The sequence below is a fragment of the Thauera terpenica 58Eu genome, from assembly GCF_000443165.1.
GTDB classification, from domain to species: domain Bacteria; phylum Pseudomonadota; class Gammaproteobacteria; order Burkholderiales; family Rhodocyclaceae; genus Thauera; species Thauera terpenica.
Genome location: NZ_ATJV01000002.1, coordinates 70,671 through 92,690, shown reverse-complemented (window position 1 = coordinate 92,690; position 22,020 = coordinate 70,671). Strand labels below are relative to the sequence as shown.

The following is a 22,020-nucleotide window of genomic DNA, read 5'->3' as shown; positions in this document are numbered from 1 at the left end:
GGTGATGGCAAGCCCTTGCACAGGCACTGACTTGCCGGTTCAGTCGCGGAACAGGCGCGGGTTGCGTTCGATGAAGCGCTGAATCCAGGTTTCGATGAAGGAACGCTGGCGCCGCTTCATGCACAAGCCACCGAGAGCGCTGATGCTCAGAGCTCCTAGTGCATGGACCATCATAGCCCACATCGTGTAGGTAAACCCTTATGGGTCGCCAAGCATTGTTTTTGCATCACCGTTCCGACTGTCCGATCCATCCCAAACCCAAAGCTTTCCAGTCGTGTGCCTGGCGTGAGCGCGACGGGAAGCGCGGAGAAGGCCATGCTGGCCTGGAGCACGATCAGCCTCGCGATGTGTCTGACCAGCCAAGTCGGCCTGCTTGTACTTCGCAGTAAGGGGCTTGCTTACCTCCTGTCTGGCACACGGACTTCCCGAGCGATCGACTAGTGAAGATCGTCCTCGGGTGGAGGCAGGGGCAACACCATGATGCCTTCGTCGAGCAGCGCTTCGAGCTCTTCGGCCGAGGCCTGGCCGCGAATGTCACGCGCCTCCGTTTCACCATAGTGAATGCGGCGTGCTTCCTCGGGCAGGCGTTCGCCCACGTTCTCGGCCGTGCGCGACATGTGGCGCAGCAGCTGCATCAGCTCCGCGGCAACAGCGGGCGAGGAGGGCGTCGCGGGCATCTCCGTTTGTGCAGGTGGAGGTGATGTGCTTGCAGGGCTGCGGGTGTGCACATAGGGCGCACTCGGCAGTCGGCGCAGCGCGGTGCTGGCGCACACCGGGCAGCTCACCAGATTGCGCGCCTGCTGATCCTCGAATGCGCTCGCGGAGGCAAACCAGCCTTCGAAGCGATGATCCCGGTCGCAACACAGATCAAGGACGATCACGGTGTGCGCACATGAGGGGGCAGGGCGTGCCCAGGACGGACAGCGGATTTCATTCGAGCAGTAGTCCTCGAATGGTACCCGGGACGGGACTCGAACCCGTAAGGCTTGCGCCGGCGGATTTTAAGTCCGCTATGGTTACCGATTTCATCACCCGGGCGGTGGACTTGCGAAGAAGTGCTGGACAGGAGAACCGAGCTCAGCGCGGCTGCTCGGGCAGGATGATATTGACTTCAAGCACGTCCATGTTGTCCTGCTTGTCGAGCTGAACCTTGATGTCGTCCGGATTGACCGCAACGTACTTGGAAATCACCTCGATCAACTCGCGCTGCAAGGCGGGCAGAAAATCGGCCGCGGGTGTTCCACCTGTGCGCTCATGCGCGATCAACAAGGACAGACGGTTTTTTGCGGTCTCGGCGGTCTTGCTCTTCTTTTCGCCGAACAGGCGGGCAAGGAATGACATGTCACTTGCCTCCGAACAGGCGCTTCATCAGGCCCGGCTTTTCGAAATTGATGAAGCGCAAGGGGCGCTCCTCACCGAGGAAGCGTGCAACCACGTCGCCGTAGGCCTCGGCCACGTCGGTGCCCTTGAGGTGGATGGCGGGCGTGCCCTGGTTGGAAGCGTGCAGCACCGACTCCGATTCGGGGATGACACCAATCAGGGGTACGCGCAGCAACTCCTGCACGTCCTTGTACGACAGCATCTCGCCATCCTCGACGCGCTTGGGCGAGTAGCGGGTGATGAGCAGGTGTTCCTTGATCGGCTCGCCACCTTCGCGCGCGCGCTTGGATTTGCTCTGCAGGATACCCAGGATGCGGTCGGAGTCGCGTACCGAAGATACTTCGGGGTTGGTGGTGATGATGGCTTCGTCGGCGAAGGTGAGCGCCATCACCGCGCCGCGCTCGATGCCGGCAGGGGAGTCGCACACCACGTACTCGAAGCCCATGTGTTCGAGCTCCTTGAGCACGCCTTCGACGCCGTCCTCGGTGAGGGCGTCCTTGTCACGGGTTTGCGAGGCAGGCAGCACGAACAGGTTCTCGCAGTGCCTGTCCTTGATCAGCGCCTGATTCAGGCGTGCCTCGTTGTTAACCACATTGACCAGGTCATACACCACACGGCGCTCGCAGCCCATGATCAGATCGAGATTGCGCAGGCCAACGTCGAAATCGATCACCGCGGTCTTGTAACCGCGCAAAGCGAGGCCCGAAGCGAAGGCCGCGCTGGTGGTGGTCTTGCCCACACCCCCCTTGCCGGACGTTACGACGATGACTTTCACGTTATCCCCTTGTGCATGCTTGTGTGGCCGCGCTCAGTCGAGCTGCAGCGGTTCTATGTTGAGCGTATTTTCAGCGCCGCTCAGGCGGACCTGCGCAGCGCGACCGGCGAGCGTGCCGGGAATGCCGCTCTCGAAGGTGCGGAAAACGCCCGCGATCGAGACCAGTTCCGGACCGAAGTTGCTGGTGATGATACGTGCGCTGTCGTCGCCCTGAGCGCCTGCAATGGCGCGCCCGCGTAACGGGCCGTAACAGTGAATGCTGCCGTCAGCGATGATCTCCGCCCCCGGACTGACGCCGCCGAGCAGGACCACGTCCGTGCCGCGCGCATAAACCTGTTGCCCTGAGCGCAGCGGGCGATCGACGAACAGGGTGGGCAGCGCCGCATCCTGGCCTGGCGTGGTGCTGACGCTCGCTGAGGCCGGGGCGGGTGTGTGCGTGGCGGCGGCTGCGGGTGTCGGCGTCGGCGCTTGCGCAGGGGGCTGTGCAGCAGGCCGGTCACGCACCACGGCGGCGTCGAGCTCAGCCAGCCCGGCCCGACGTGCGCCTTCTGCCTGGGCCGGCGGCAGCCGGAGCACGCCAATCGGCTGCAGGCGGTAACGCCGCAGCAGTGAATTAAGCCCGGCCCAGTCAATGCTTGAGGGGGCGTCGCCGAGCAGGGAGAAGTCGAGAATCACCGCTTCGCCGTTGAAGAAATCCGGCATGCCGCCGAGCATCTTGTGCAGCGCGTCCGCCAGCGCCGGCGGCTCGCTGGCCTGCAGCATGGCGACAGTCGCACCGAGCGTGGTGTTGCGAAACTCGATCAGACGGGCAGGTGCGGAAGCGGACATGGAGGGAAGCTTCTTCAAAATCAAGGAAGTGTACTGAGGGGGCTGCGTTCGGGCAAGCTGCCGTGCTCAATGCAGGGTACGTGGAGTGAACAAGGCGTCGACATCGGCTGCGTGGAAGCGATAGCGGTGATTCGACAGCTCATCATGCACGACGATTTCGCCATGCTCGGCGAGGACGGCGCGGACCTCGTCCTCGCCCAGGCTCTGCAGCATGCCTGCGACCTTCTCCGGCTCGGCGGGCCAGTCATGGCTCACGCCGCGTGCTTCGAACACGCGCACGTTTTCTTCGGCAAACAGGCGACGCAGGACTTCGCTGGCCTCCAGCCCGAGCAGCTCGTCGTCGCGCACGGTGTTGGCCAGTTGGTGCGCGCGCGACCACCCATCCGCATCTTTCTGGTCAGCGCCCGGCAACTTCTGCAGGAACAAGGCCACCGCCGCGTGCGCGCTGCAGGCCAGCCACAGCGCGGCAGGCTGTTGTTCGGACTGCATCAGGTAGTGTTCGAAGACCTCGGCGATGCTCTCACCTTCGAGCGGCACCAGGCTCTGGTAGGGCTGATCCAGACCGGGCACATCCAGTGTCAGCTGCAGCCGCCCGTCGCCCACGAGCGTGCCGAGGGTGTCGCCGCTGGGCACGCCCTCAGCCTTGGCGTAGCCACGCAGGTTGAGGGTCTCGGCGCAGTCGATCACCAGCAGGCTGAGTGGGCCGTGGCCGCTGATCTGAAAGGTGAGCCGACCCGCTTGCTTGAGATTGCCGGCGATCACCGTCGCCACCGCGCTCATCTCGCCCAGCAGGCGCGCCACGCCAGGCGCGTAGTCCCGCCCGGCCTGCAGCGCTTGCCAGACGTCGGTCAGACGCACCACCGCGCCGCGGATATCGAGGTCTTCCAGCAAGAAGCGCTGGACGTAACTACCCGGAAGAGCTGCACTCATTGCGGATTCTCCACAAAAATCGCCGCCAGCCGCTGCGCATCAAAGCCAATGATGAGCTCACCGCTCACGGTCTCGATCAGCGGCCGGCGGATCAGGCTGGGTTGGGCCTGCATCAGCGCGATGGCCGCAGCGGTATCGGCCAGCACGCGCTGTTCCGGTGCAAGCCTGCGCCAGGTGGTGCCGCGCGTGTTGATCAGCGCCTCCCAGCCCAGCCGCGCACACCAGCTTGCCAGCGTGGCGGCGCCGATGCCGGACTTCTTGTAGTCATGAAAGCGATAGCCGACGCTCGCGCCCGCAAACCAGGCGAAGGTCTTCTTCATCGTGTCGCAGTTCTTGATACCGTAAATCACGTTCTCCATCCACCTCTCTCCACCTCTATTTGCCGCCGCGCGCACGCGCAAACGCATCGGCAAGCGCGTTGCCGGCGGCGTTCGAATTTGCAGTGGTGGCGGACGTGCGTCGTGTCGGTGCGCGTGCTGGATCGCTTGCACGGTTGCGCGTGTTCCGCGCTGGGTCTGCCGCCGCGCCCGCCGCTGCCCCACTGGCGCGCGGGGTGAGCTCGTCGGCGAGGCGCATGGTGAGCGCGATGCGGTGGCGCGCAATGTCCACCTCGAGCACCTTCACCTTCACCACCTGACCGGCCTTGACCACGCTGTGCGGGTCCTTGACGAAGGTGTTCGACAAGGCCGAGATATGCACCAGGCCGTCCTGGTGTACGCCGATGTCGACGAAGGCGCCGAAGTTGGTGACATTGGTCACCACGCCTTCGAGCTGCATGCCGGGCTGCAAATCCTTCAGGGTCTCGACCCCTTCACGAAAGCTGGCGGTGCGAAATTCCGGGCGCGGATCACGGCCGGGTTTTTCCAGCTCGAGCAGGATGTCCTGCACGGTGGGCAGGCCGAAGCGCTCGTCGGTGAATTCAGCGGCCTGCAGTGACTTCAGGAAGCCACCGTTGCCCATCAGCTCACGCACGCTCTTGTGCACCTTCGCCAGAATGCGCTGCACCACCGGATAGGCTTCCGGGTGCACCGAGGACGCATCGAGCGGGTTGTCGCCATTGCTGATGCGCAAGAAGCCCGCCGCCTGTTCGAAGGTCTTGGCGCCCAGGCGCGGTACGTCCTTGAGCGCGTTGCGGCTGCGGAACGGCCCCTGGTTGTTGCGCAGCTCAACGATGTTGGCCGCAAGGGTCGCGTTCAGGCCAGAGATGCGTGCCAGCAGCGGCGCTGACGCGGTGTTCACATCCACGCCCACGGCGTTGACGCAGTCCTCGACCACCGCATCCAGGCTCTTCGCCAGGCGGCTCTGGTTGACGTCGTGCTGATACTGGCCGACGCCGATCGACTTGGGGTCGATCTTAACCAGCTCGGCGAGCGGGTCCTGCAGGCGGCGGGCGATGGACACCGCGCCCCGCAAGGTGACGTCGACATCGGGAAACTCCTTTGCCGCGAGCTCGGAGGCCGAATACACCGAGGCGCCGGCCTCGGACACCATCACCTTGGTGAGCGGCAGCGCGGCATGGCGCTTCATGAGCTCGGCTGCGAGTGCGTCGGTTTCGCGCGAGGCCGTGCCGTTGCCGATGGCAATCAGTTCGACTTCGTGTTTCCTGGCCAGCGCGGCGATGGTGGCGATCGCCGTTTCGCGGTCCCGGCGCGGCTCGAAGGGGTACACGGTGGCGGTGTCGACGAGCTTGCCGGTGGCATCGACCACCGCCACCTTGACCCCGGTGCGGATGCCGGGATCCAGGCCGATGGTGTTGCGGCTGCCGGCGGGGGCGGCGAGCAGCAAGGCCTTCAGGTTGCGCGCGAACACGCGGATGGCTTCTTCTTCGGCGCGCTCGCGCAGCTCGCTCATGAGCTCGAGTTCGAGGTGGATCGAGATCTTCACGCTCCACGCCCAGCGCACGGTGTCAGCGCACCAGCGGTCGGCCGGGCGGCCCTGATTGCGGATGCCAAAGCGCGCCGCGATGCGGCCCTCGCAGGGGTGGGGCGCCTGTGGGTCGGGACGATCGACGTCCAGCGTCAGGCGCAATACGCCTTCGTTGCGACCGCGCAGCAAGGCCAGGGCGCGGTGCGAGGGCATGCTGGCGATGGGCTCCTGGAAGTCGAACCAGTCGCGAAACTTCGCGCCCTCGGCTTCCTTGCCTTCGATCACCGCCGCGCGCACCAGGCCGTGCTCGTGCATGAAGCCACGCAGCTCACCGAGCAGGGTGGCGTCTTCGGCGAAGGTCTCCATCAGGATCTGGCGCGCGCCATCGAGCACCGCCTTGACTTCGGCAAAGCCGGCGTCGGCGTTGAGATAGCGCGCGGCCTCAGCCTCGGGCTCCAGCATGGGGTCGGCAAGCAGGGCTTCGGCCAGGGGGGCGAGGCCGGCTTCGCGCGCAATCTGGGCCTTGGTGCGGCGCTTGGGCTTGTAGGGCAGGTAGAGGTCTTCGAGGCGTTGCTTGGTGTCGGCGTGTTCGATCTCGGCACGCAGCGCCGGCGTCAGCTTGCCCTGCTCCTCGATCGAGCTCAATACGGTGCTGCGGCGGGCCTCGAGCTCACGCAGGTAGCCCAGACGCTCTTCGAGCATCCGCAATTGAGTGTCATCCAGACCGCCGGTGACTTCCTTGCGATAGCGGGCGATGAAGGGCACGGTCGCGCCCTCATCGAGCAAGCGCACGGCGGCATTGACCTGGTAGGAGGGCACGCCGAGCTCGGCGGCGAGGCGATCTTCGATGGGGGGGAGCATGGTGTAGGCGCGTTACGGTGAATCGAAGGCCGCGATGGTGCAGCAAGCGCCGCAGCCCGACAAGCCCCGTTGGGCTTCAGCACCAGTGCCTACAACTCGACCAGTGTCTGCCGCCCCCACCAGCGCTCGCCGGCGGCAAGGCGGACCGGGTGCTGTGCAGCAGCGGCTTCGACGCACAGCAGGTGACGGAAGCCGTCCTTGGGTAGATCGGCAATCGCAGCGCTGCGCTCGACCCATGGGTTCCACACCACCACGTCGGCAAAGCCCTCGGCGTTGATGCCCAGGCTGCGCCGGTATTCGCGTAGCAACAGCGGGCGCTGGACGTCGTGATAGATGCGGTCGGTCTCGGCTTCGATCTCGACCACGTCGCCACTGTCGCGCTTGATCCGGTTGGCGTCGGTCTTGTCGCGGTAGCTGTAGCCGTGCAGGCCTTCAAGGCGGGTCTGTTCGACTTCGTGCACCGCCAGGTAAGTGTGCAGTGCGGCGGTGAAGCTGAATTCGCTGTCGCCGCGGTTGCCGACCTCCAGCTCAAGGTCGAGGCGGTTGTCTTCGATCAGCACGCTGAGCTCGGCCTCGAAGGCGTGTGGCCACAGCGCGCGCGTGGCAGCGCTGTCGCTGAGTCCGAGGCTGACGAGGGCGAAATCCTTGCCGTGGCGCTCGGTCAGCACGGTCCACTGGGCGGTGCGCGCAAAGCCGTGCTGCATCAGCGGCCCGAGGTCGGCGAACTGCGGAAAGCACACCGGGATGCCGCCGCGGATGGGCTGGAGGCCGTCGTGCGCGGCGAGCGGGCTGAGGTACAGGCGCTCGCCGCCAGCAGGAGGCGACCACGACAGCACCTGGCCGCCGAACAGGCTGAGCACCGCGCTGGCGCCGTTGGCGATGCTCAGGCGCAGCGCAGGGATGCCCTTGAGCTCGATATGTTCGATGCCGGTGATGGCCATCGCGCTCAGTCCTGCAAGGCCAGCACGCCGAGCTTCACCGTGTTGTCCTCGGGGTCGTTGCTGAGCACGAAGCCCAGCTTCTGCACGAACTTGAGCATGCGCTCGTTGTTCGACAGGAACACGCCGTTCATGTAGGCGATGCCGCGGCTGCGGGCGGTCTCGATGAGCACGCCCATGAGCTTGCGCGCGAGGCCGCGGTGCTGCCATTCGTCGGCCACCACCACCGCAAACTCGCAGGACTCGCCGTCCGGATTCACCGCGTAGCGGCAGACGCCGATTTCCTTCTCGCGGCCATCGACGATGAGCGTGGCAACGAAGGCCATCTCGCGGTCGTAGTCGATCTGCGTCAAGCGCGCCACCATGGCCGGCGGCAACTCGCGCATGGTGTTCATGAAGCGGTAGTACTTGGTCTCGGCCGACAGCTCGCGTACGAATTCGATCTCGAGCTCGGCGTCCTCGGGCTTGATCGGACGAATCGTCACCGCCGTGCCATCGGGCAGGATCCAGGACTGGGTCAGGTGCGAGGGGTAGGGGTGGATCGCCATGTGATCGTAGCGGTCTGCCGTCGGCGAGACGTTGTCCACATGGATGGTGGCGTCGACCGCCACCGCACCGTTCTCATCGACGATGAGCGGGTTGATCTCCAGGCTGGTGATCCACGGCAGCTCGCAGGCCATCTCCGACACTCGCAGCAGCACCAGTTCCAGCGCGCTCATGTCGATCGCCGGCATGTGGCGGAATTCACCGAGTCGGGTTGCGATCCGGGTCGAGCTGATCATGTCCTTGACCAGATAGCTGTTGAGCGGTGGCAGGGCGACCGCGATGTCGCGATTGGCCTCGATCAGGTTGCCGCCTTCGCCAAAGGTGATCACCGGGCCGAACACCGGGTCGCGGGTCACGCCCACGACCAGCTCACGGCCATTGCGCTTCTGGATCATCGGCTCGATGGCAATGCCGTTGATGATTGCGTCCGGCTGTACGCGCTTGACCTCGTCGAGAATCTCCTGGTAGGTCGAGCGCACCGCTGCCAGGCTGCGCAGGTTGAGACGTACGCCACCGACATCGGACTTGTGGACGATGCTGGGCGAATCGATCTTCAACACCACCGGCAGGCCGATCTCGGCTGCCAGCACCATGGCTTCGGAGGCCGAGCGCGCGACCACCGTCTGCGCGATGGGGATGCGGAAGGCAGCGAGCAAGGCCTTCGACTCCATCTCGTTGAGCTTCTTGCGCCGCTCCGACATCGCCATCTCGATCACCAGGCGCGCGCTCTCGACCGAAGGCGGTGACAAGTGGGACAGGGAGGACGGCGTCTGTACCAGCAGTTTCTGGTTCTGGTAATAGGCGGAGATGTGGCTGAACAGCTCGACCGCCGGCTCGGGGGTGCGGAAGTTGGGAATGCCGGCGGCACTGAATTTCTGCCGCGACTCGGCGACCAGGTCTTCGCCCATCCAGCACGTGAGCACCGGCTTGTCGGCTGTCTTTTCGAGCTCGATCACCACGTCGGCCACCCCGCTCGGATTGGTCATCGCCTGCGGGGTCAGCATCACCAGCACGCCGTCGACGTTCGGCCCTTCGAGCACCGCCTTCAGTGCCTTGCCATAGCGCTCGGAGTCAGCGTCGCCGAGGAGGTCGACCGGATTGCCCTTTGACCAGCTCACCGGCAGTGCGGCGTTGAGCTTTTCGATCGTGCCCTCGGAGAACTCCGCCAGCGGGATGCCGATATCCGCGGCGCGGTCGGCAGCCATGATGCCCGGCCCGCCGCCATTGGTGATGATCGCGAGGCGGTTGCCGCGTGGGCGGAAGTGCGAGAACAGCGCCTTGGCCGCCGCGAACAGCTGACCCAGGTTGTAGAGGCGGATCACGCCGGCGCGGCGCAGGGCGGCATCGAACACCGCATCGTCGCCCATCGGCGAGGCCGAGTGCGAGAGGATGGCGCGCGAAGCCTCGGGGTGGCGGCCGGCCTTGATCAGCAGCACCGGCTTGACCCGCGCTGCGCCGCGCAGTGCGCTCATGAAGCGGCGTGCATCACGGATGCCTTCGACGTAGAGGAAGATGCTCTCGGTGCGTGGGTCCGAGATCATGTATTCGAGCACTTCGCCGAAATCGACGTCAGAAGAGGTGCCCAGCGAGACCACCGTCGAAAAGCCGACGTTGTTCGGTTTGGCCCAGTCGAGGATGGCCGCACACAGCGCGCCGGACTGCGAAATCAGGCCTATGCTGCCCTTGAGCGCACTGGCGTGGGCAAAGGTGGCATTGACGCCCAGCTGCGGGCGCATCACGCCCAGACAGTTGGGGCCAAGCAGGCGGATGCGGTGACGCTGGGCGGCGTCCACCATCTGGCGCTGGTAGAGCGCGCCGCGCGGACCGGATTCGGCAAACCCGCCCGACAGCACGATCACGGCCTTGACGCCGGCATGTCCGCAGCTGTCGATGATGGCCGGCACCTTGTCGGCGCGCAGGGCAACCACGACCAGGTCGAGACGCTGAGGCACGTCCTCCACCGACTTGTAGCAGGCAACCCCATGCACCGACTCGTGCTTGGGGTTGATGGCAAAGAGCTTGCCCTTGTAGCCCGCGTCGAGCATGTTGCGAATCAGCACGTCGCCCAGCGAGCCAGCACGTTCGCTGGCACCGATGATCCCGACCGAGCGCGGCTCGAGGAGGGGAGAGAGATAGTGCTTGTCTTTCATGGCTGCAACCTGTCTGGATGAGTATGTGTCGTGCGTTTGCCCATGGTGGTGGGCGTTTGCAAGCGATTCAAGCACATTATACTGCAGTGCACAATCTGCGCGGTGGCGCTGCAGATTAAAGCAGGGATCAAAGTGCGCGATGCATGCACCCCGTCACGCTTGACGCTCATTGGCCGAGGGTGAACAGGAAGCGCGCGCCTTCGCCCGACCTCGACTCGGCCCAGATCGAGCCGTCATGGCGATGCACGATGCGCTGCACGGTTGCCAGCCCGATCCCCGTGCCGGGGTAGGAATCGCTGTTGTGCAGGCGATAGAAGGCGCGAAAGAGGTTGCCGGCGTGCTCCATGTCGAAGCCGCTGCCGTTGTCTTCGATGCAGAACACGCGGCGCTCGCCGATGCGTTCTGCCTTGAGCGCGATGCGTGCGTGTTCGCGCTCAGCGGTGAACTTCCAGGCGTTGCGCAACAGGTTGTCGAGCATGGCGTAGATCAGCGCCTGATCGGCGGTGACCGTCAAACCCTGGGTGATCTCGATGCTCACCTTGCGATCGGGCTCTTCGGCATGCAGCTCGTCGGCGATCTGGGAGGCAACCCGGGACAGATCGAAGGTTTCCTTCTGCAGCGGCTGGCGCGTGAGCAGGGCGAGGTTGATCAAGGCGTCGATGAGCTGGGCCATGCGCGCAGTGGCCTTGCGAATGCGGGCCAGATGCGCGGACGCCTGCGCCTGGTCTCCTTCCTTGAGCTCTTCCTCGAGAATGCGCGCGAAGCCGTCGATCGCACGCAAGGGCGCGCGCAGGTCGTGCGACACCGAGTAGGAGAAGGCTTCGAGCTCGCGGTTGGAGGTCTCCAGCTCTGCGGTACGCAACCTGACGCGGGCCTCGAGTTCCTGATTGAGGTTACGCAAGGTGAGCTCGCTGACCTTGCGCGCGGAGATGTCATCGACCGTGCCGGTCAATGCCGCCTCGGCCAGTCCGGCATCGCGGGCGCGGCGGGCGGTGACCTCCACCCAGCGGATCTCACCGCTGCGCGTACGCAAGCGGAATTCGCACTCACAGTCGTCACTGGCGCCTGTGGTCAGGTCCTGGAACAGCTGTCGCGCGCGTACGCGATCGTCCGGGTGGAGAAACTCGAACATCGGTTTGCCCAGGCTGCTCTGCACCGTATGGCCACTGAGCTTGTGCCAGGCGCCATTGAGATAGATCAGACGACCGAGTTCATCGGTGCGGAAGATGACCTCGCCGACGGACTCGAGCATGTCCTGATAGACATCGCAACCCGGCTCCAGAGCAGCCTCCGCTGCCACCGCTGACAGCGCGCCCGGCGCGGGTGGGCTGACGGGCAGCTCTGTCGACACTCGCGTCAGCCCTTCCGGCGCCGTTCCGGAGTGCGGCCTTGGGCGATAGGCAAGCAGGTAGCCGATGATCAGACCCAGCACCAGCGCAAGCACGAGCTCGATCGCCACCGCATGCGTCACCGCAGGCAGGGGGCCGGGTGCGGCGATGGCGGGGCAGACCGCGGCCAGCGTGAGGCTGGCCATGAGCCAGCGCCTGGAGCGCGCTGCATCAGCTCTCGATCGCGAAGCGGTGGTGTCGTTTTTCAAGGCGCGGTCCATCGTTCCATGAAAAGCAGGCCAGCGACGACGACTGGCAAGCAGCCGAATCTATAGCATAGTTCCCGAGCGCCATGCAGGGTCATTCGGAATGGATTGCCCCTGCCGTGCTGCTCACCCTGCGCCCTGGTCGGGTGAGCTGGTTAGAATGCGCCCCAGTCTTCTTCGTTTCCCGGGATTCCTCATGCACGATGCTCTGCACACCGCCTCGGCGACCCCTTCCACCTGGCTGACTCGTTTTGCGCCGCTGGTTGCGGCGGGCGGTGAGGTGCTCGACTACGCCTGCGGCAGCGGCCGTCACGCGCGCTGGCTGGCGCAGCGCGGGTTTCGGGTCGAGGCCGTCGATCGCGATGGCATCGCGCTGCAGCTATTGCACGGGCTGCCCAAGGTCCACACCCGTGAGGCCGACCTGGAAGGCGCAGCCTGGCCTCTGGAGGGGCGCCAGTTCGACGCCGTGGTGGTGAGCAATTACCTGTTTCGCCCGCGTTTTTCGCTGCTGCTCGCGCTGCTGCGCCCCGGTGGCGTGCTGATCTATGAAACCTTCATGGTCGGCAATGAGCGTTTCGGCAAGCCCAGCAACCCGGAGTTCCTGCTGCGCCCGAATGAGCTGCTCGAGCGCCTGGCGGGCGAGTGGACCATCGTCGCCTTCGAGCAGGGTGAAGTGCAGTCTCCGCGCCCTGCGGTCGTGCAGCGCATCTGCGCGGTGCGCGGCCTGCCGGCGGCGCTCGTGCTGCCCCTGGCCTGAGCGCTTGAGCGCAGGCCTCAGGGCGCAGCCGTGGCTGCGCCAGACTCCGCCTCAAGCTGCAGGATACGGCGGGCGAGGGCGTCGATTCCGGCGTCGCTGAGCGAATCGGTGTGCAAGCGGGCCGCACTGCTGAAGCCGGTGTAGTTGCCGTTCTGAGAGCGTCGATAGAGCGGGTCGTAGTGCAGGTCGATGAGCTCGCCAAACAGCTCGGGCAGGACTCCACGGGTGGCGAGATCGTGCCAGCGCAGCAGGGTGTCGCGGCTCTGCAGCTCGGACAGGCGGGTGATGTTGGCTTTCAGGCGGGCGATGTCGTCGCCGAGGTAGGCATAGTCGCGCACCAGGAATTCGAGCCGTGCAGCGCGCGTGGCATCGATCGCGATGCAGGGCGCGCGTCGCATCGCGAGGATCAGGGGCTCGGGCACGGAGACCTGCCCGATCTTGCGGCTTTCTGCCTCGACGTACACGGCCTGTGCGGGGTCGAGCGCCTGCAGCTTCGTATGCAAGGTGGTTTCGAAGGATTTTTGTGTCGGCTGCGGGCGGTCGGGCAGGGCGCCGAGCACCGAGCCCTTGTGCGCGGCCAGGTCTTCGAGATCCAGCGTCTGTGCGCCTTGGCGCGCAAGCGCCTCGAGCACCCGCGTCTTGGCGCTGCCGGTCGGGCCGCACACCACTCGCCACTGCAGTGCGGGCGCGATGCGCTCGATTTCGGCGATGACAAGATGGCGAAAGCGCTTGTAGCCGCCCTGCAGTTGATGCGCGTCCCAGCCCACCATGCGCAGCCAGCTCACGAATGCGCCGCTGCGCTGGCCGCCGCGCCAGCAATAGAGCAGCGGGCGCCAGTGTTTTGGCTTGTCCTGGAGATGGGCTTGCAGGTGACGGGCGATGTTCTCCGCCACCAGTGCGCCGCCCAGGCGTCTGGCCGCAAACGCCGACTGCTGCTTGTACAGGGTGCCGACGATGATGCGCTGTGCGTCGTCGAGCACGGGCAGGTTGATGGCCCCGGGGATGTGGTCTTCGGCGAACTCTGCCGGGCTGCGGGCGTCGATTATTTCGTCAAAGTCAGACAGCTGTGCTACGGTCGCGACGCCTTTATACATGATTTTGCGGGTGCGCATGGGCACGCCCGCCACTCCTTCCCGAATATGAACGAAATCAAACTGACGCAATTCTCCCACGGCGGTGGATGCGGTTGCAAAATCGCTCCCGGCGTACTGTCCGAACTGCTCGCGAGCATGCCTGCAGGCATCGTGCCGGCCGACTTGTTGGTCGGCACCGATACCTCGGATGACGCCGCCGTGTATCGCCTCAACGATCGCCAGGCGATCGTCGCCACCACCGACTTCTTCACCCCCATCGTCGACAACCCGCGCGATTTCGGCCGTATCGCCGCCACCAACGCGCTCTCCGACGTGTATGCGATGGGCGCAACGCCGATCTTCGCGCTCGCGGTGGTCGGCATGCCGCTCGACAAGCTCCCACGCGAAGTCATCGGCGCGATCCTGCAGGGCGGCGCTGAAGTGTGCCGCGAGGCCGGCATCCCGATCGCCGGCGGCCATTCGATCGACGTCCTTGAACCGATCTACGGTCTGGTCGGCCTGGGCGTGGTCGATCCGGCCAAGGTCAGGACCAATGCCGGCGCGCGCGATGGCGACGTGCTGGTGCTGACCAAGCCGCTGGGCATAGGCATTCTTTCCGCCGCCCTCAAGAAAGGCCTGCTGTCGGCGCAGGGCTACGCAGCAATGATCCAGTGGACGACGACGCTCAATCGCGTTGGGGCTCGCCTGGCCGATATCGAGGGCGTGCATGCGGTCACCGATGTCACCGGTTTTGGCCTTGCCGGCCACCTGCTGGAGATGTGTCGTGGCAGCAAGCTGGGCGCGCAACTGCGCTTTGCGACCTTGCCGGTGATCGCCGAGGCCGCGGTGCTGGTGCGCGAAGGCATTGCCACCGGCGCCTCAGCGCGAAACTGGGCGAGCTATGGTCAGGACCTGGCGCTGATGGCGGCGGCAGAGCAATGGCAGCGCACCCTGCTCACCGATCCCCAGACCTCTGGCGGCCTGCTCATTGCCTGCGCCGAAAGTGCGCTCGAGGCCGTGCAGGCCGCGATCAGCGCGGCTCAGGGTGAGCAAGGCGCGGTGATCGGACGCATGGTCGCCGGCGCGCCGCAGCTGCAGGTGGAGTGAGGCCGACCGCAACGGCCGCGCTCAGTGCCTGCCGAGCAAGGGCTTGAGGCCGTGCCAGATGGTGTCGAGCACCTTGTGTTGTGCGTCCGCAGTGGGGTGAATGCCATCATTCAGGAACAGTTCAGGCTGATCGGCGAAACCTTCGAGCAGGAACGGCACCAGCGGCACCTTCCGGGCCTTGGACACGGTGGCGAAAGTCTGGGCAAACAGACGGGTGTAGACCGGGCCATAGTTGGGTGGCATCTGCATGCCGACCAGCAGCACCTGCGCGCCCGCGCCTTGCGCGGCGCTGATCATCGCGTCCAGGTTCTCGGCCAGCAGCTTGGGTGGCAGGCCGCGCAGGCCGTCGTTGGCACCGAGCTCGAGGATGACGATGTCCGGCTCATGTTGTTCGAGCGCAGCCGGCAGGCGCGAGCGGCCACCGGCGGAGGTCTCACCCGAAACGCTGGCATTGACGACGGTGTGACGGAACCCTTTCTCCTCGAGCCGCGTCTGCAACAGGGTGGGCCAGGCCTCGTCAGCTTGCAGACCGTAACCGGCCGACAGGCTGTCGCCCCAGACCATGATCGTCGCCGCCTGTGCGGTTCCCATGAACAACAACATGCAAAAGAAGGTAGCGATGGATCGCAGCAGCATTGAAATCTCCATTCCAGTCATCGAGGTCGAGCGCTTGTCCAAGCGTGTGCGTCTTGCGGACACCGGGAGCGAGTTGCACATCCTGCAGGATGTGAGCTTCGTCGTTGGCGCGGGTGAATCGGTCGCCATCGTCGGCGCTTCGGGTTCGGGCAAATCAACCCTGCTGGGATTGCTGGCGGGGCTGGATGTTCCCAGCGCGGGTTCGGTGAAACTGCAGGGCACGGACCTGTTTGCGCTCAACGAAGATGCGCGCGCCGCGCTGCGCGGCGAAGCGATCGGTTTCGTGTTCCAGTCCTTCCAGCTGCTGCCCGCCCTGAATGCGCTGGAGAACGTCATGCTGCCGCTCGAGCTCGCCGGCGTAGCCGGGGCGCGCGCGCTGGCGGCGCAATGGCTGGAGCGGGTGGGGCTGGGGAGCCGGCTGCGCCAGTACCCGAAGCACCTGTCCGGCGGCGAGCAGCAACGTGTTGCCCTGGCGCGCGCCTTTGCCCCCCATCCGCGTCTCTTGCTGGCTGACGAACCCACCGGCAACCTCGATGCCGAAACCGGCAGTGCGATCATCGAGCTCATGTTCGCGCTCAATCGCGAGGTGGGCACGACCCTGATCCTGGTCACCCACGACGAGTCGCTGGCGCGCCGTTGCGGGCGCGTGCTGCGCATGACGGCAGGCCACTTGCGCGAAACCACGATTGCGCCGGCGCTCGCGGACTGAGCACAAGCGGCTGAGGTTCAGCCAAAGAGGTCTAGCACCCCGTCAAGGCCGCTGTGTTCGATGCAGCAGTCGGCGAGCTCGCGCAGCGCCGGCTTGGGGTGGAAAGCCACGCTGAAGCCGGCGGCGTTCATCATCGGGATGTCGTTGGCGCCATCGCCCATGGCGATCACCTGATGGGCCTGCAGGCCCAGTTGGTCGCGAATGCGCTGCAGGTGAGTGGCCTTTGCCGCAGCATCGACAATATCGCCGACGATGCGCCCGCTCAGATGGCCATCGATCACTTCGAGCTCGTTGGCAAAAGCGTGGTCAAAGCCCAGGCGCTGCTTCAGGCGCGCGGTGAAATAGGTGAAGCCGCCCGACACCAGCACGGTGTTCAAGCCAGCGCGCTGCAGACCCTTCATCAGGCGTTCGGCGCCGGGGTTCAGCTGCAGGCGGTGGGTGTAGACTTCTTCCAGGGCCTGCTCGGGCAGGCCGGCGAGCAGTGACACGCGGCGCAGAAGCGATTCGCGAAAGTCGATCTCACCCTCCATCGCCGCCTCGGTGATCGCCGCGACTTCGGCCTTCAGGCCTTGCATGTCGGCGATCTCATCGATGCACTCGATGTTGATCAGGGTCGAATCCATGTCGGTGACGAACAGGCCGAAGTCCTTCAGCCTGCGTCCAGCGGGCACCCAGGCGTAATCCAGCCCGCCGGCGCTGCAGGTGCGCGCCAGCTCGGCGTGGTTCTGCGCTGCGAGCAGGCGAAACGAGCGCGGGGTGATCTGCTCGATGGCGTGTGCCCCGGTCAGCTTCGCGACATTCTTCAGCGCCAGGCTGTCGACGTCCTCGGCAAACACCACGAGGTTCATGCGCGGCGCTCCCGCTTGCCAATCACGTCACGCAGCATCGCATCGGTGTTGCGGATCATCTCTTCGGTGGTCTCCCAGCTCACGCAGGCGTCGGTCACCGAACAGCCATACTTGAGCTGCGACAGGTCGGCCGGAATTGGCTGGTTGCCGGCGACCAGATTGCTCTCGATCATCATGCCGACCACCGAGTCGTTGCCTTCGCGGATCTGATGGGCAACGTCCTTCATCACCAGCGGCTGGTATTCGGGCTTCTTCCAGGAGTTGGCGTGGGAACAATCCACCACCACGTTTCTGGGCAGCTTCGCCTTGGTCAGCGCCTGCTCGGCGAGCGAGATCGATACGGTGTCGTAATTCGGCCTGCCGCCACCGCCGCGCAGTACGACGTGGCCGTAGCGATTGCCGCGTGTGCGCGTGATCGCAGACACGCCGTGGCTGTTGATGCCGAGAAAGCTGTGCGGGTGTGCCGCCGAGATGATGGCGTTGATGGCGACCTCCAGATCGCCATCGGTGGCGTTCTTGAAGCCGACCGGGGTGGACAGGCCGGACGACATCTCGCGGTGGGTCTGCGACTCCGAGGTGCGCGCACCGATGGCGGTCCACGAGATGAGGTCGCCGTAGTATTGCGGTGCGATCGGGTCCAGCGCCTCGGTGCCGGTGGGCAGGCCGATCTCGGAGACGTCGAGCAGGAACTTGCGCGCGCGCTCCATGCCGACATCGATGCGGAAGGAGTCGTTCATGAAGGGGTCATTGATGAAGCCCTTCCAGCCGGTCGAGGTGCGCGGCTTCTCGAAATACACCCGCATCACCAGCACCATGGTCTGAGACACCTCATCGGCCAGCTTCTTCAGCCGTCTGGCGTAGTCCAGCCCGGCTTCGGCGTCATGGATGGAGCACGGGCCAACGACGACGAAAACGCGGGGGTCACGACGGTCTAGAATGTCCATCACGGCCTTGCGCCCGGCCACCACCGCAGCATTGGCAGGCACGGTCATCGGGACGCGGGCCTTGATCTCCTCGGGCGAGGGCATGTGATCAAAGGCGGCGATGTTGAGGTTTTCTGTCTGGACAACGGACATTGCGGGTGGCTCCGGTGTGCGGCGTGAAAGCCGATGATTGTAACTCCCGCCGGTGCTCGCGGGCCAGCGCGCCACCTGCAGTGCACAATGGACATGCCGCACGCGTTCGCATCAGACACCGACTCAGCATCGCCCCGAGGTGGTTTTACGGGCGCGCCGGCGCGGCTGTCGCCGCGCACCAGGGCCTTGACCGCGAACAGGACAACATGAACATCTTCAGCCAGTACTTTGGCCGCTTCCTCGCATCGCGCCACAGCAGCAACCTGTTTCGGCGGCGCACCATCCTCGATTCGCTGTCGCGCGGCAAGCGCGCCGAACGCTTGTCCGACGCCCTGAACCGCCGCCTGGTCGATCATGCGCGCGGTGAACTGGCGGCGGTGCTGGCGCAGCTGGGTTCGTCTGCGCACGGCCTGAGTGATGAAGAAGCCGCCGCCGTGCGTGCCCGCCATGGCCTCAACGAGGTCGAGCACGAGCGCCCCGTGTCCGGGTGGCGCCACCTCTGGCTGAGCTACAACAACCCTTTCAACCTGCTGCTGACCCTGCTCGCGGTGGTGTCCCTGTTTACCCGCGACACCCAGGCGGCGGCGGTAATCAGCACCATGGTGCTGCTGGCCACCCTGATCCGCTTCGTCCAGGAGCGGCGCTCCAACAAGGCGGCCCTGGCGCTCAAGGAGCAGGTGAGCAACACCGCCAGCGTGCGCAGGCGCGCCGACCCGGACGCAGCCGGGACCGCCACCGACGCCGCCCCAGCAGCGGGTAGAACGATCGAGATCCCGATCCGGCAGCTCGTGCGCGGAGACATCGTGGCGCTGTCCGCGGGCGACATGATCCCGGCGGACTGTCGCATCATGAGCGCCACCGATCTCTTCGTCGGCCAGTCCGCAATGACCGGCGAGTCCCTGCCAGTGGAGAAATTTGCCACCCCCGGACCGGAGTCAGCCTCCGCGCTGGACATGGCCAATCTGGTGTTCATGGGCACCAACGTCATTTCGGGTGCGGCCAGCGCGCTCGTGCTCGCGACCGGCAACGACACTTATTTCGGCACCCTGGCGCGGCGCGTGACCAGTGCCCGCGACGGGGCGGATACGAACGCGTTTCAGCTTGGCGTGAACAAGGTGAGCTGGCTGCTGATCCGCTTCGCGCTCGTCATGGTGCCGCTGGTGGTGCTGATCAACGGCTTCACCAAGGGTGACTGGCCCGCAGCCTTCCTGTTTGCGCTCTCGGTGGCGGTCGGGCTGACGCCAGAGATGTTGCCGATGATCGTCACCTCCACGCTCGCGCGCGGGGCGGTGATGCTGTCGCGCAAGAAGGTGATCGTCAAACGCCTGGACGCGATCCAGAGCTTCGGCGCGATGAACCTGCTGTGCACCGACAAGACCGGCACCCTGACCCAGGACAAGATCGCACTCGCCCGCCATACCGACGTCTCCGGTCGCGAATCGGACGAGGTGCTCGGCTTCGCCTACCTCAACAGCTATTACCAGACCGGCCTGAAGAACCTGCTCGATCGGGCGGTGCTCGAGCATGTCGAGCTCAAGACCGAGCTCGACCTTGCCCGCAACTACAGGAAGATCGACGAAATCCCGTTCGACTTCGAGCGTCGCCGCATGTCGGTGGTGGTGTCCGAGCGTGCGCATCACCACGAGCTCATCTGCAAGGGTGCGGTGGAAGAAATGTTCGCGGTGTGCAGCCATGTGCGCTTCGAGGGTCAGACCTATCCGCTGGACGCCAGCGCGCGGGCGCGCTTGCAAAAGGTCACGCGCGAACTGAACGAGGACGGTCTGCGCGTGGTCGCGGTGGCGATGAAGGAGCTGGCGCTGGATCAGCTGGTTTATTCAAAGGCTGATGAATCAGGGCTGACCCTGATCGGCTACATCGCCTTTCTCGACCCCCCCAAGGAATCAACCGCGCCTGCGCTCGAGGCCCTGGCCGCGCACGGCGTCGTCGTCAAGGTGCTCACCGGCGACAACGAGCTGGTCACGGCCGAAGTCTGCCGCCAGGTCGGGCTCGCGGTGGACGGCATCGTGCTCGGTGCTCAGGTCGACGCCATGGACGAACCCACGCTGGCCCTCGCCGTCGAGCACAACACGGTGTTTGCCAAGCTCTCGCCGCTCAACAAGGAGCGCATCGTGCGCAGCCTGCGCGCCAACGGCCACGTCGTCGGCTTCATGGGCGACGGCATCAACGATGCCCCGGCGCTGCGGGCCGCCGACATCGGCATTTCGGTCGATGGCGGCGTCGACATCGCCAAGGAGGCGGCCGACATCATCTTGCTCGAGCGCAGCCTGCTGGTGCTCGAAGAGGGCGTGATCGAAGGCCGCAAGACCTTCAGCAACATGCTCAAGTACATCCGCATGGCAGCCAGTTCAAACTTCGGCAACGTGTTCTCGGTGCTGATTGCGAGCATCTTCCTGCCCTTCCTGCCCATGTTGCCCCTGCAGCTGCTGGTCCAGAACCTGCTTTACAGCATCTCGCAGATCGCCATCCCCTTCGACAATGTGGATGCTGAACTCATCCGCCAGCCGCTGAGCTGGAATCCCGCCAGCATCAGCCGCTTCATGCTCTTCTTCGGGCCGCTGAGCTCGATCTTCGACGTCTTCACCTTTGGTCTGATGTGGTACGTGTTCAAGGCCAACGCGGTCGAACACCAGGCGCTGTTCCAGTCGGGCTGGTTCGTCGTCGGCCTGCTCACGCAGACCCTGATCGTGCACATGATCCGCACGCCCAGAGTCCCCTTCATCGAAAGCCGTGCCGCCTGGCCACTGCTGGGGATGACGCTGCTCATCATGGCGCTTGGCGTGTTCCTGCCGATGGGGCCGCTGGCCGACTACTTCAAGCTGCAGACGCTGCCCTGGTCCTACTTTGTATGGCTGATCGGGATCTTGCTGGGCTACGCCTTCCTGACCTCAATGATGAAGCGTTATTACATCCGCCGCTTTGGCTGGCAGTAGGCGCAAGGGCCTCACAGCCATTTTGCCTTCCTGAAACGCCACCACAGAAAGGAGCTGGTGCCCGCGATCACCGCCACCGCAAACAGGTAGCCGTATTCCCACTCCAGCTCGGGCATGTTGCGAAAGTTCATGCCCCAGATGCCAGCGAAAGCGGTGGCCACCGCAAAGATGCCCGCCCACGCGGCGAGGCGCTTGCTGACTTCGGTCTGATCGATCGTGACCATCGACAGGTTGACCTGGATGGCGGTGGAGATGGTGTCGCGGATGCCGTCGAGCGAGGCATTGAGGCGGGTGAGGTGATCGAACACGTCGCGAAAGTAGTGCCGGCTCTTGGTGCACACCTCGGGCACGCGCCCGCTGTGCAGCTTGCCGCTGGCCTCCAGTAAGGGCAGCACCGCATGCTTGAGCACGGTGAGCTTGCGCTTGAGGCGGTATAGACGGCGGATGTTGGACAGCGCCGCGCCTTTGGTGAAGATGCGCTCTTCCATCGCCTCGAGCTCGTGCTCGAAGCGCTCGATGAGCGGAAAGTAGCGGTCCACCACCTCATCCATCAAGGCATACAGGACATAGCCCGGGCCTTTGGCGAGCATCTTCGGTTCGCGTTCGCAGCGCGCCCGGACGGACTTGAACTCCTGTTTGCTGCGATTGCGCACCGACAGGATGTAGTTGGCGCCCACGAAGATATGGAGTTCGCCCACCGCAAGCGCACCCTTGTGTTCCTCGACCAGGTGCATGACGACGAAGAGTTCATCGTCATACTCCTCGACCTTGGGGCGTTGATTGCCGTGATCGGCATCCTCGACCGCGAGCTCGTGAAGTCCGAAGATGTCCTTCATGGTCGTGAGCTCCTCTGTGCTGGCGTCCTGCAATGCCACCCAGACGAAGGTGTCGGGCTGCTTGAGCGCTGCGCTGAGCTCTTCGATCGGGATGCTCGTCTGCCTGTGGCCGTTTTTGTAAGCGATGCAGTTGATCAGCATGGGAACTCTCTTTCTCGC

Annotated in this window: 20 protein-coding genes and 1 tRNA gene; 4 read left to right on the top strand and 17 right to left on the bottom strand. The window is 65.1% G+C overall.

The annotated features are described in order from the left end of the window. Positions 1 to 39: 39 nt before the first annotated feature. The 12 genes from M622_RS40680 to M622_RS0119750 form a co-directional block, all read right to left on the bottom strand. Positions 40 to 174 (bottom strand): hypothetical protein, encoded by a 135-nt coding sequence (locus tag M622_RS40680; protein ID WP_281168215.1) that lies wholly within the window; start codon positions 172 to 174, stop codon positions 40 to 42. Positions 175 to 437: 263 nt separating this feature from the next. Beyond that, positions 438 to 881 (bottom strand): DUF1178 family protein, encoded by a 444-nt coding sequence (locus M622_RS0119755; RefSeq protein ID WP_031346135.1) that lies wholly within the window; start codon positions 879 to 881, stop codon positions 438 to 440. A 72-nt stretch (positions 882 to 953) separates the two neighbouring features. Further along, positions 954 to 1,038 (bottom strand) — tRNA-Leu (locus M622_RS22695). A gap of 39 nt (positions 1,039 to 1,077) precedes the next feature. Then, positions 1,078 to 1,341 (bottom strand): cell division topological specificity factor MinE, encoded by a 264-nt coding sequence (gene minE / locus M622_RS22690; RefSeq protein ID WP_021247855.1) that lies wholly within the window; start codon positions 1,339 to 1,341, stop codon positions 1,078 to 1,080. Between the two features lies 1 nt (position 1,342). Beyond that, positions 1,343 to 2,155, bottom strand: a complete 813-nt coding sequence (gene minD / locus M622_RS22685; protein WP_084520652.1) for a septum site-determining protein MinD — start codon at positions 2,153 to 2,155, stop codon at positions 1,343 to 1,345. Positions 2,156 to 2,188: 33 nt separating this feature from the next. Beyond that, a complete protein-coding gene (gene minC, locus M622_RS22680) occupies positions 2,189 to 2,983 on the bottom strand; it encodes a septum site-determining protein MinC (protein WP_021247853.1) in 795 nt (264 codons plus the stop codon). Between the two features lie 66 nt (positions 2,984 to 3,049). Beyond that, on the bottom strand, positions 3,050 to 3,913 hold the full coding sequence (hslO, locus tag M622_RS22675) for an Hsp33 family molecular chaperone HslO (RefSeq protein WP_031346134.1): 864 nt from the start codon (positions 3,911 to 3,913) through the stop codon (positions 3,050 to 3,052). Beyond that, a complete protein-coding gene (locus tag M622_RS22670) occupies positions 3,910 to 4,272 on the bottom strand; it encodes an ArsC family reductase (RefSeq protein WP_021247851.1) in 363 nt (120 codons plus the stop codon). Before M622_RS22670 ends, hslO begins: the two co-directional genes overlap by 4 nt. Positions 4,273 to 4,288: 16 nt before the next feature. Further along, complete coding sequence (locus M622_RS22665; RefSeq protein ID WP_021247850.1) at positions 4,289 to 6,640, bottom strand: Tex family protein; 2,352 nt, start codon at positions 6,638 to 6,640, stop codon at positions 4,289 to 4,291. An 89-nt stretch (positions 6,641 to 6,729) separates the two neighbouring features. Further along, complete coding sequence (locus M622_RS22660; RefSeq protein ID WP_021247849.1) at positions 6,730 to 7,581, bottom strand: D-hexose-6-phosphate mutarotase; 852 nt, start codon at positions 7,579 to 7,581, stop codon at positions 6,730 to 6,732. Positions 7,582 to 7,586: 5 nt separating this feature from the next. Beyond that, positions 7,587 to 10,274, bottom strand: coding sequence for a bifunctional acetate--CoA ligase family protein/GNAT family N-acetyltransferase (locus M622_RS22655; RefSeq protein WP_021247848.1), 2,688 nt, complete (start codon positions 10,272 to 10,274; stop codon positions 7,587 to 7,589). A 166-nt stretch (positions 10,275 to 10,440) separates the two neighbouring features. Next, complete coding sequence (locus M622_RS0119750; protein WP_174377403.1) at positions 10,441 to 11,808, bottom strand: sensor histidine kinase; 1,368 nt, start codon at positions 11,806 to 11,808, stop codon at positions 10,441 to 10,443. Between the two features lie 256 nt (positions 11,809 to 12,064). Between M622_RS0119750 and M622_RS22650 the strand changes: the two genes are divergently transcribed. Beyond that, a complete protein-coding gene (locus tag M622_RS22650) occupies positions 12,065 to 12,625 on the top strand; it encodes a class I SAM-dependent methyltransferase (RefSeq protein WP_021247846.1) in 561 nt (186 codons plus the stop codon). A gap of 17 nt (positions 12,626 to 12,642) precedes the next feature. On the opposite strand, the gene mnmH is transcribed toward M622_RS22650, so the two are convergent. After that, positions 12,643 to 13,719, bottom strand: a complete 1,077-nt coding sequence (gene mnmH, locus M622_RS22645; RefSeq protein ID WP_040830275.1) for a tRNA 2-selenouridine(34) synthase MnmH — start codon at positions 13,717 to 13,719, stop codon at positions 12,643 to 12,645. Between the two features lie 45 nt (positions 13,720 to 13,764). Between mnmH and selD the strand changes: the two genes are divergently transcribed. Next, positions 13,765 to 14,805 carry a selenide, water dikinase SelD gene (selD, locus tag M622_RS22640; RefSeq protein WP_021247844.1) on the top strand — a complete coding sequence of 347 codons (1,041 nt, stop codon included), beginning with the start codon at positions 13,765 to 13,767 and terminating at the stop codon, positions 14,803 to 14,805. A 21-nt stretch (positions 14,806 to 14,826) separates the two neighbouring features. On the opposite strand, the gene M622_RS22635 is transcribed toward selD, so the two are convergent. After that, the gene (locus M622_RS22635; protein ID WP_021247843.1) at positions 14,827 to 15,441 is read right to left on the bottom strand and encodes an arylesterase; all 615 of its coding nucleotides are present in this window, start codon (positions 15,439 to 15,441) and stop codon (positions 14,827 to 14,829) included. Between M622_RS22635 and M622_RS22630 the strand changes: the two genes are divergently transcribed. Further along, positions 15,425 to 16,150, top strand: coding sequence for an ABC transporter ATP-binding protein (locus M622_RS22630; protein WP_021247842.1), 726 nt, complete (start codon positions 15,425 to 15,427; stop codon positions 16,148 to 16,150). The genes M622_RS22635 and M622_RS22630 overlap by 17 nt on opposite strands. A 17-nt stretch (positions 16,151 to 16,167) precedes the next feature. Here M622_RS22630 and serB read toward each other — a convergent pair whose 3' ends face one another. Further along, a complete protein-coding gene (gene serB, locus M622_RS22625; RefSeq protein ID WP_021247841.1) occupies positions 16,168 to 16,998 on the bottom strand; it encodes a phosphoserine phosphatase SerB in 831 nt (276 codons plus the stop codon). Continuing rightward, positions 16,995 to 18,074, bottom strand: coding sequence for a 3-deoxy-7-phosphoheptulonate synthase (locus M622_RS22620; RefSeq protein ID WP_021247840.1), 1,080 nt, complete (start codon positions 18,072 to 18,074; stop codon positions 16,995 to 16,997). Before M622_RS22620 ends, serB begins: the two co-directional genes overlap by 4 nt. Positions 18,075 to 18,280: 206 nt before the next feature. On the opposite strand from M622_RS22620, the gene mgtA reads away from it, so the two are divergent. Continuing rightward, complete coding sequence (gene mgtA, locus M622_RS22615) at positions 18,281 to 21,025, top strand: magnesium-translocating P-type ATPase (protein WP_021247839.1); 2,745 nt, start codon at positions 18,281 to 18,283, stop codon at positions 21,023 to 21,025. An 11-nt stretch (positions 21,026 to 21,036) separates the two neighbouring features. Here mgtA and corA read toward each other — a convergent pair whose 3' ends face one another. Next, positions 21,037 to 22,002 carry a magnesium/cobalt transporter CorA gene (gene corA / locus M622_RS22610; protein ID WP_021247838.1) on the bottom strand — a complete coding sequence of 322 codons (966 nt, stop codon included), beginning with the start codon at positions 22,000 to 22,002 and terminating at the stop codon, positions 21,037 to 21,039. Positions 22,003 to 22,020: the final 18 nt, after the last annotated feature.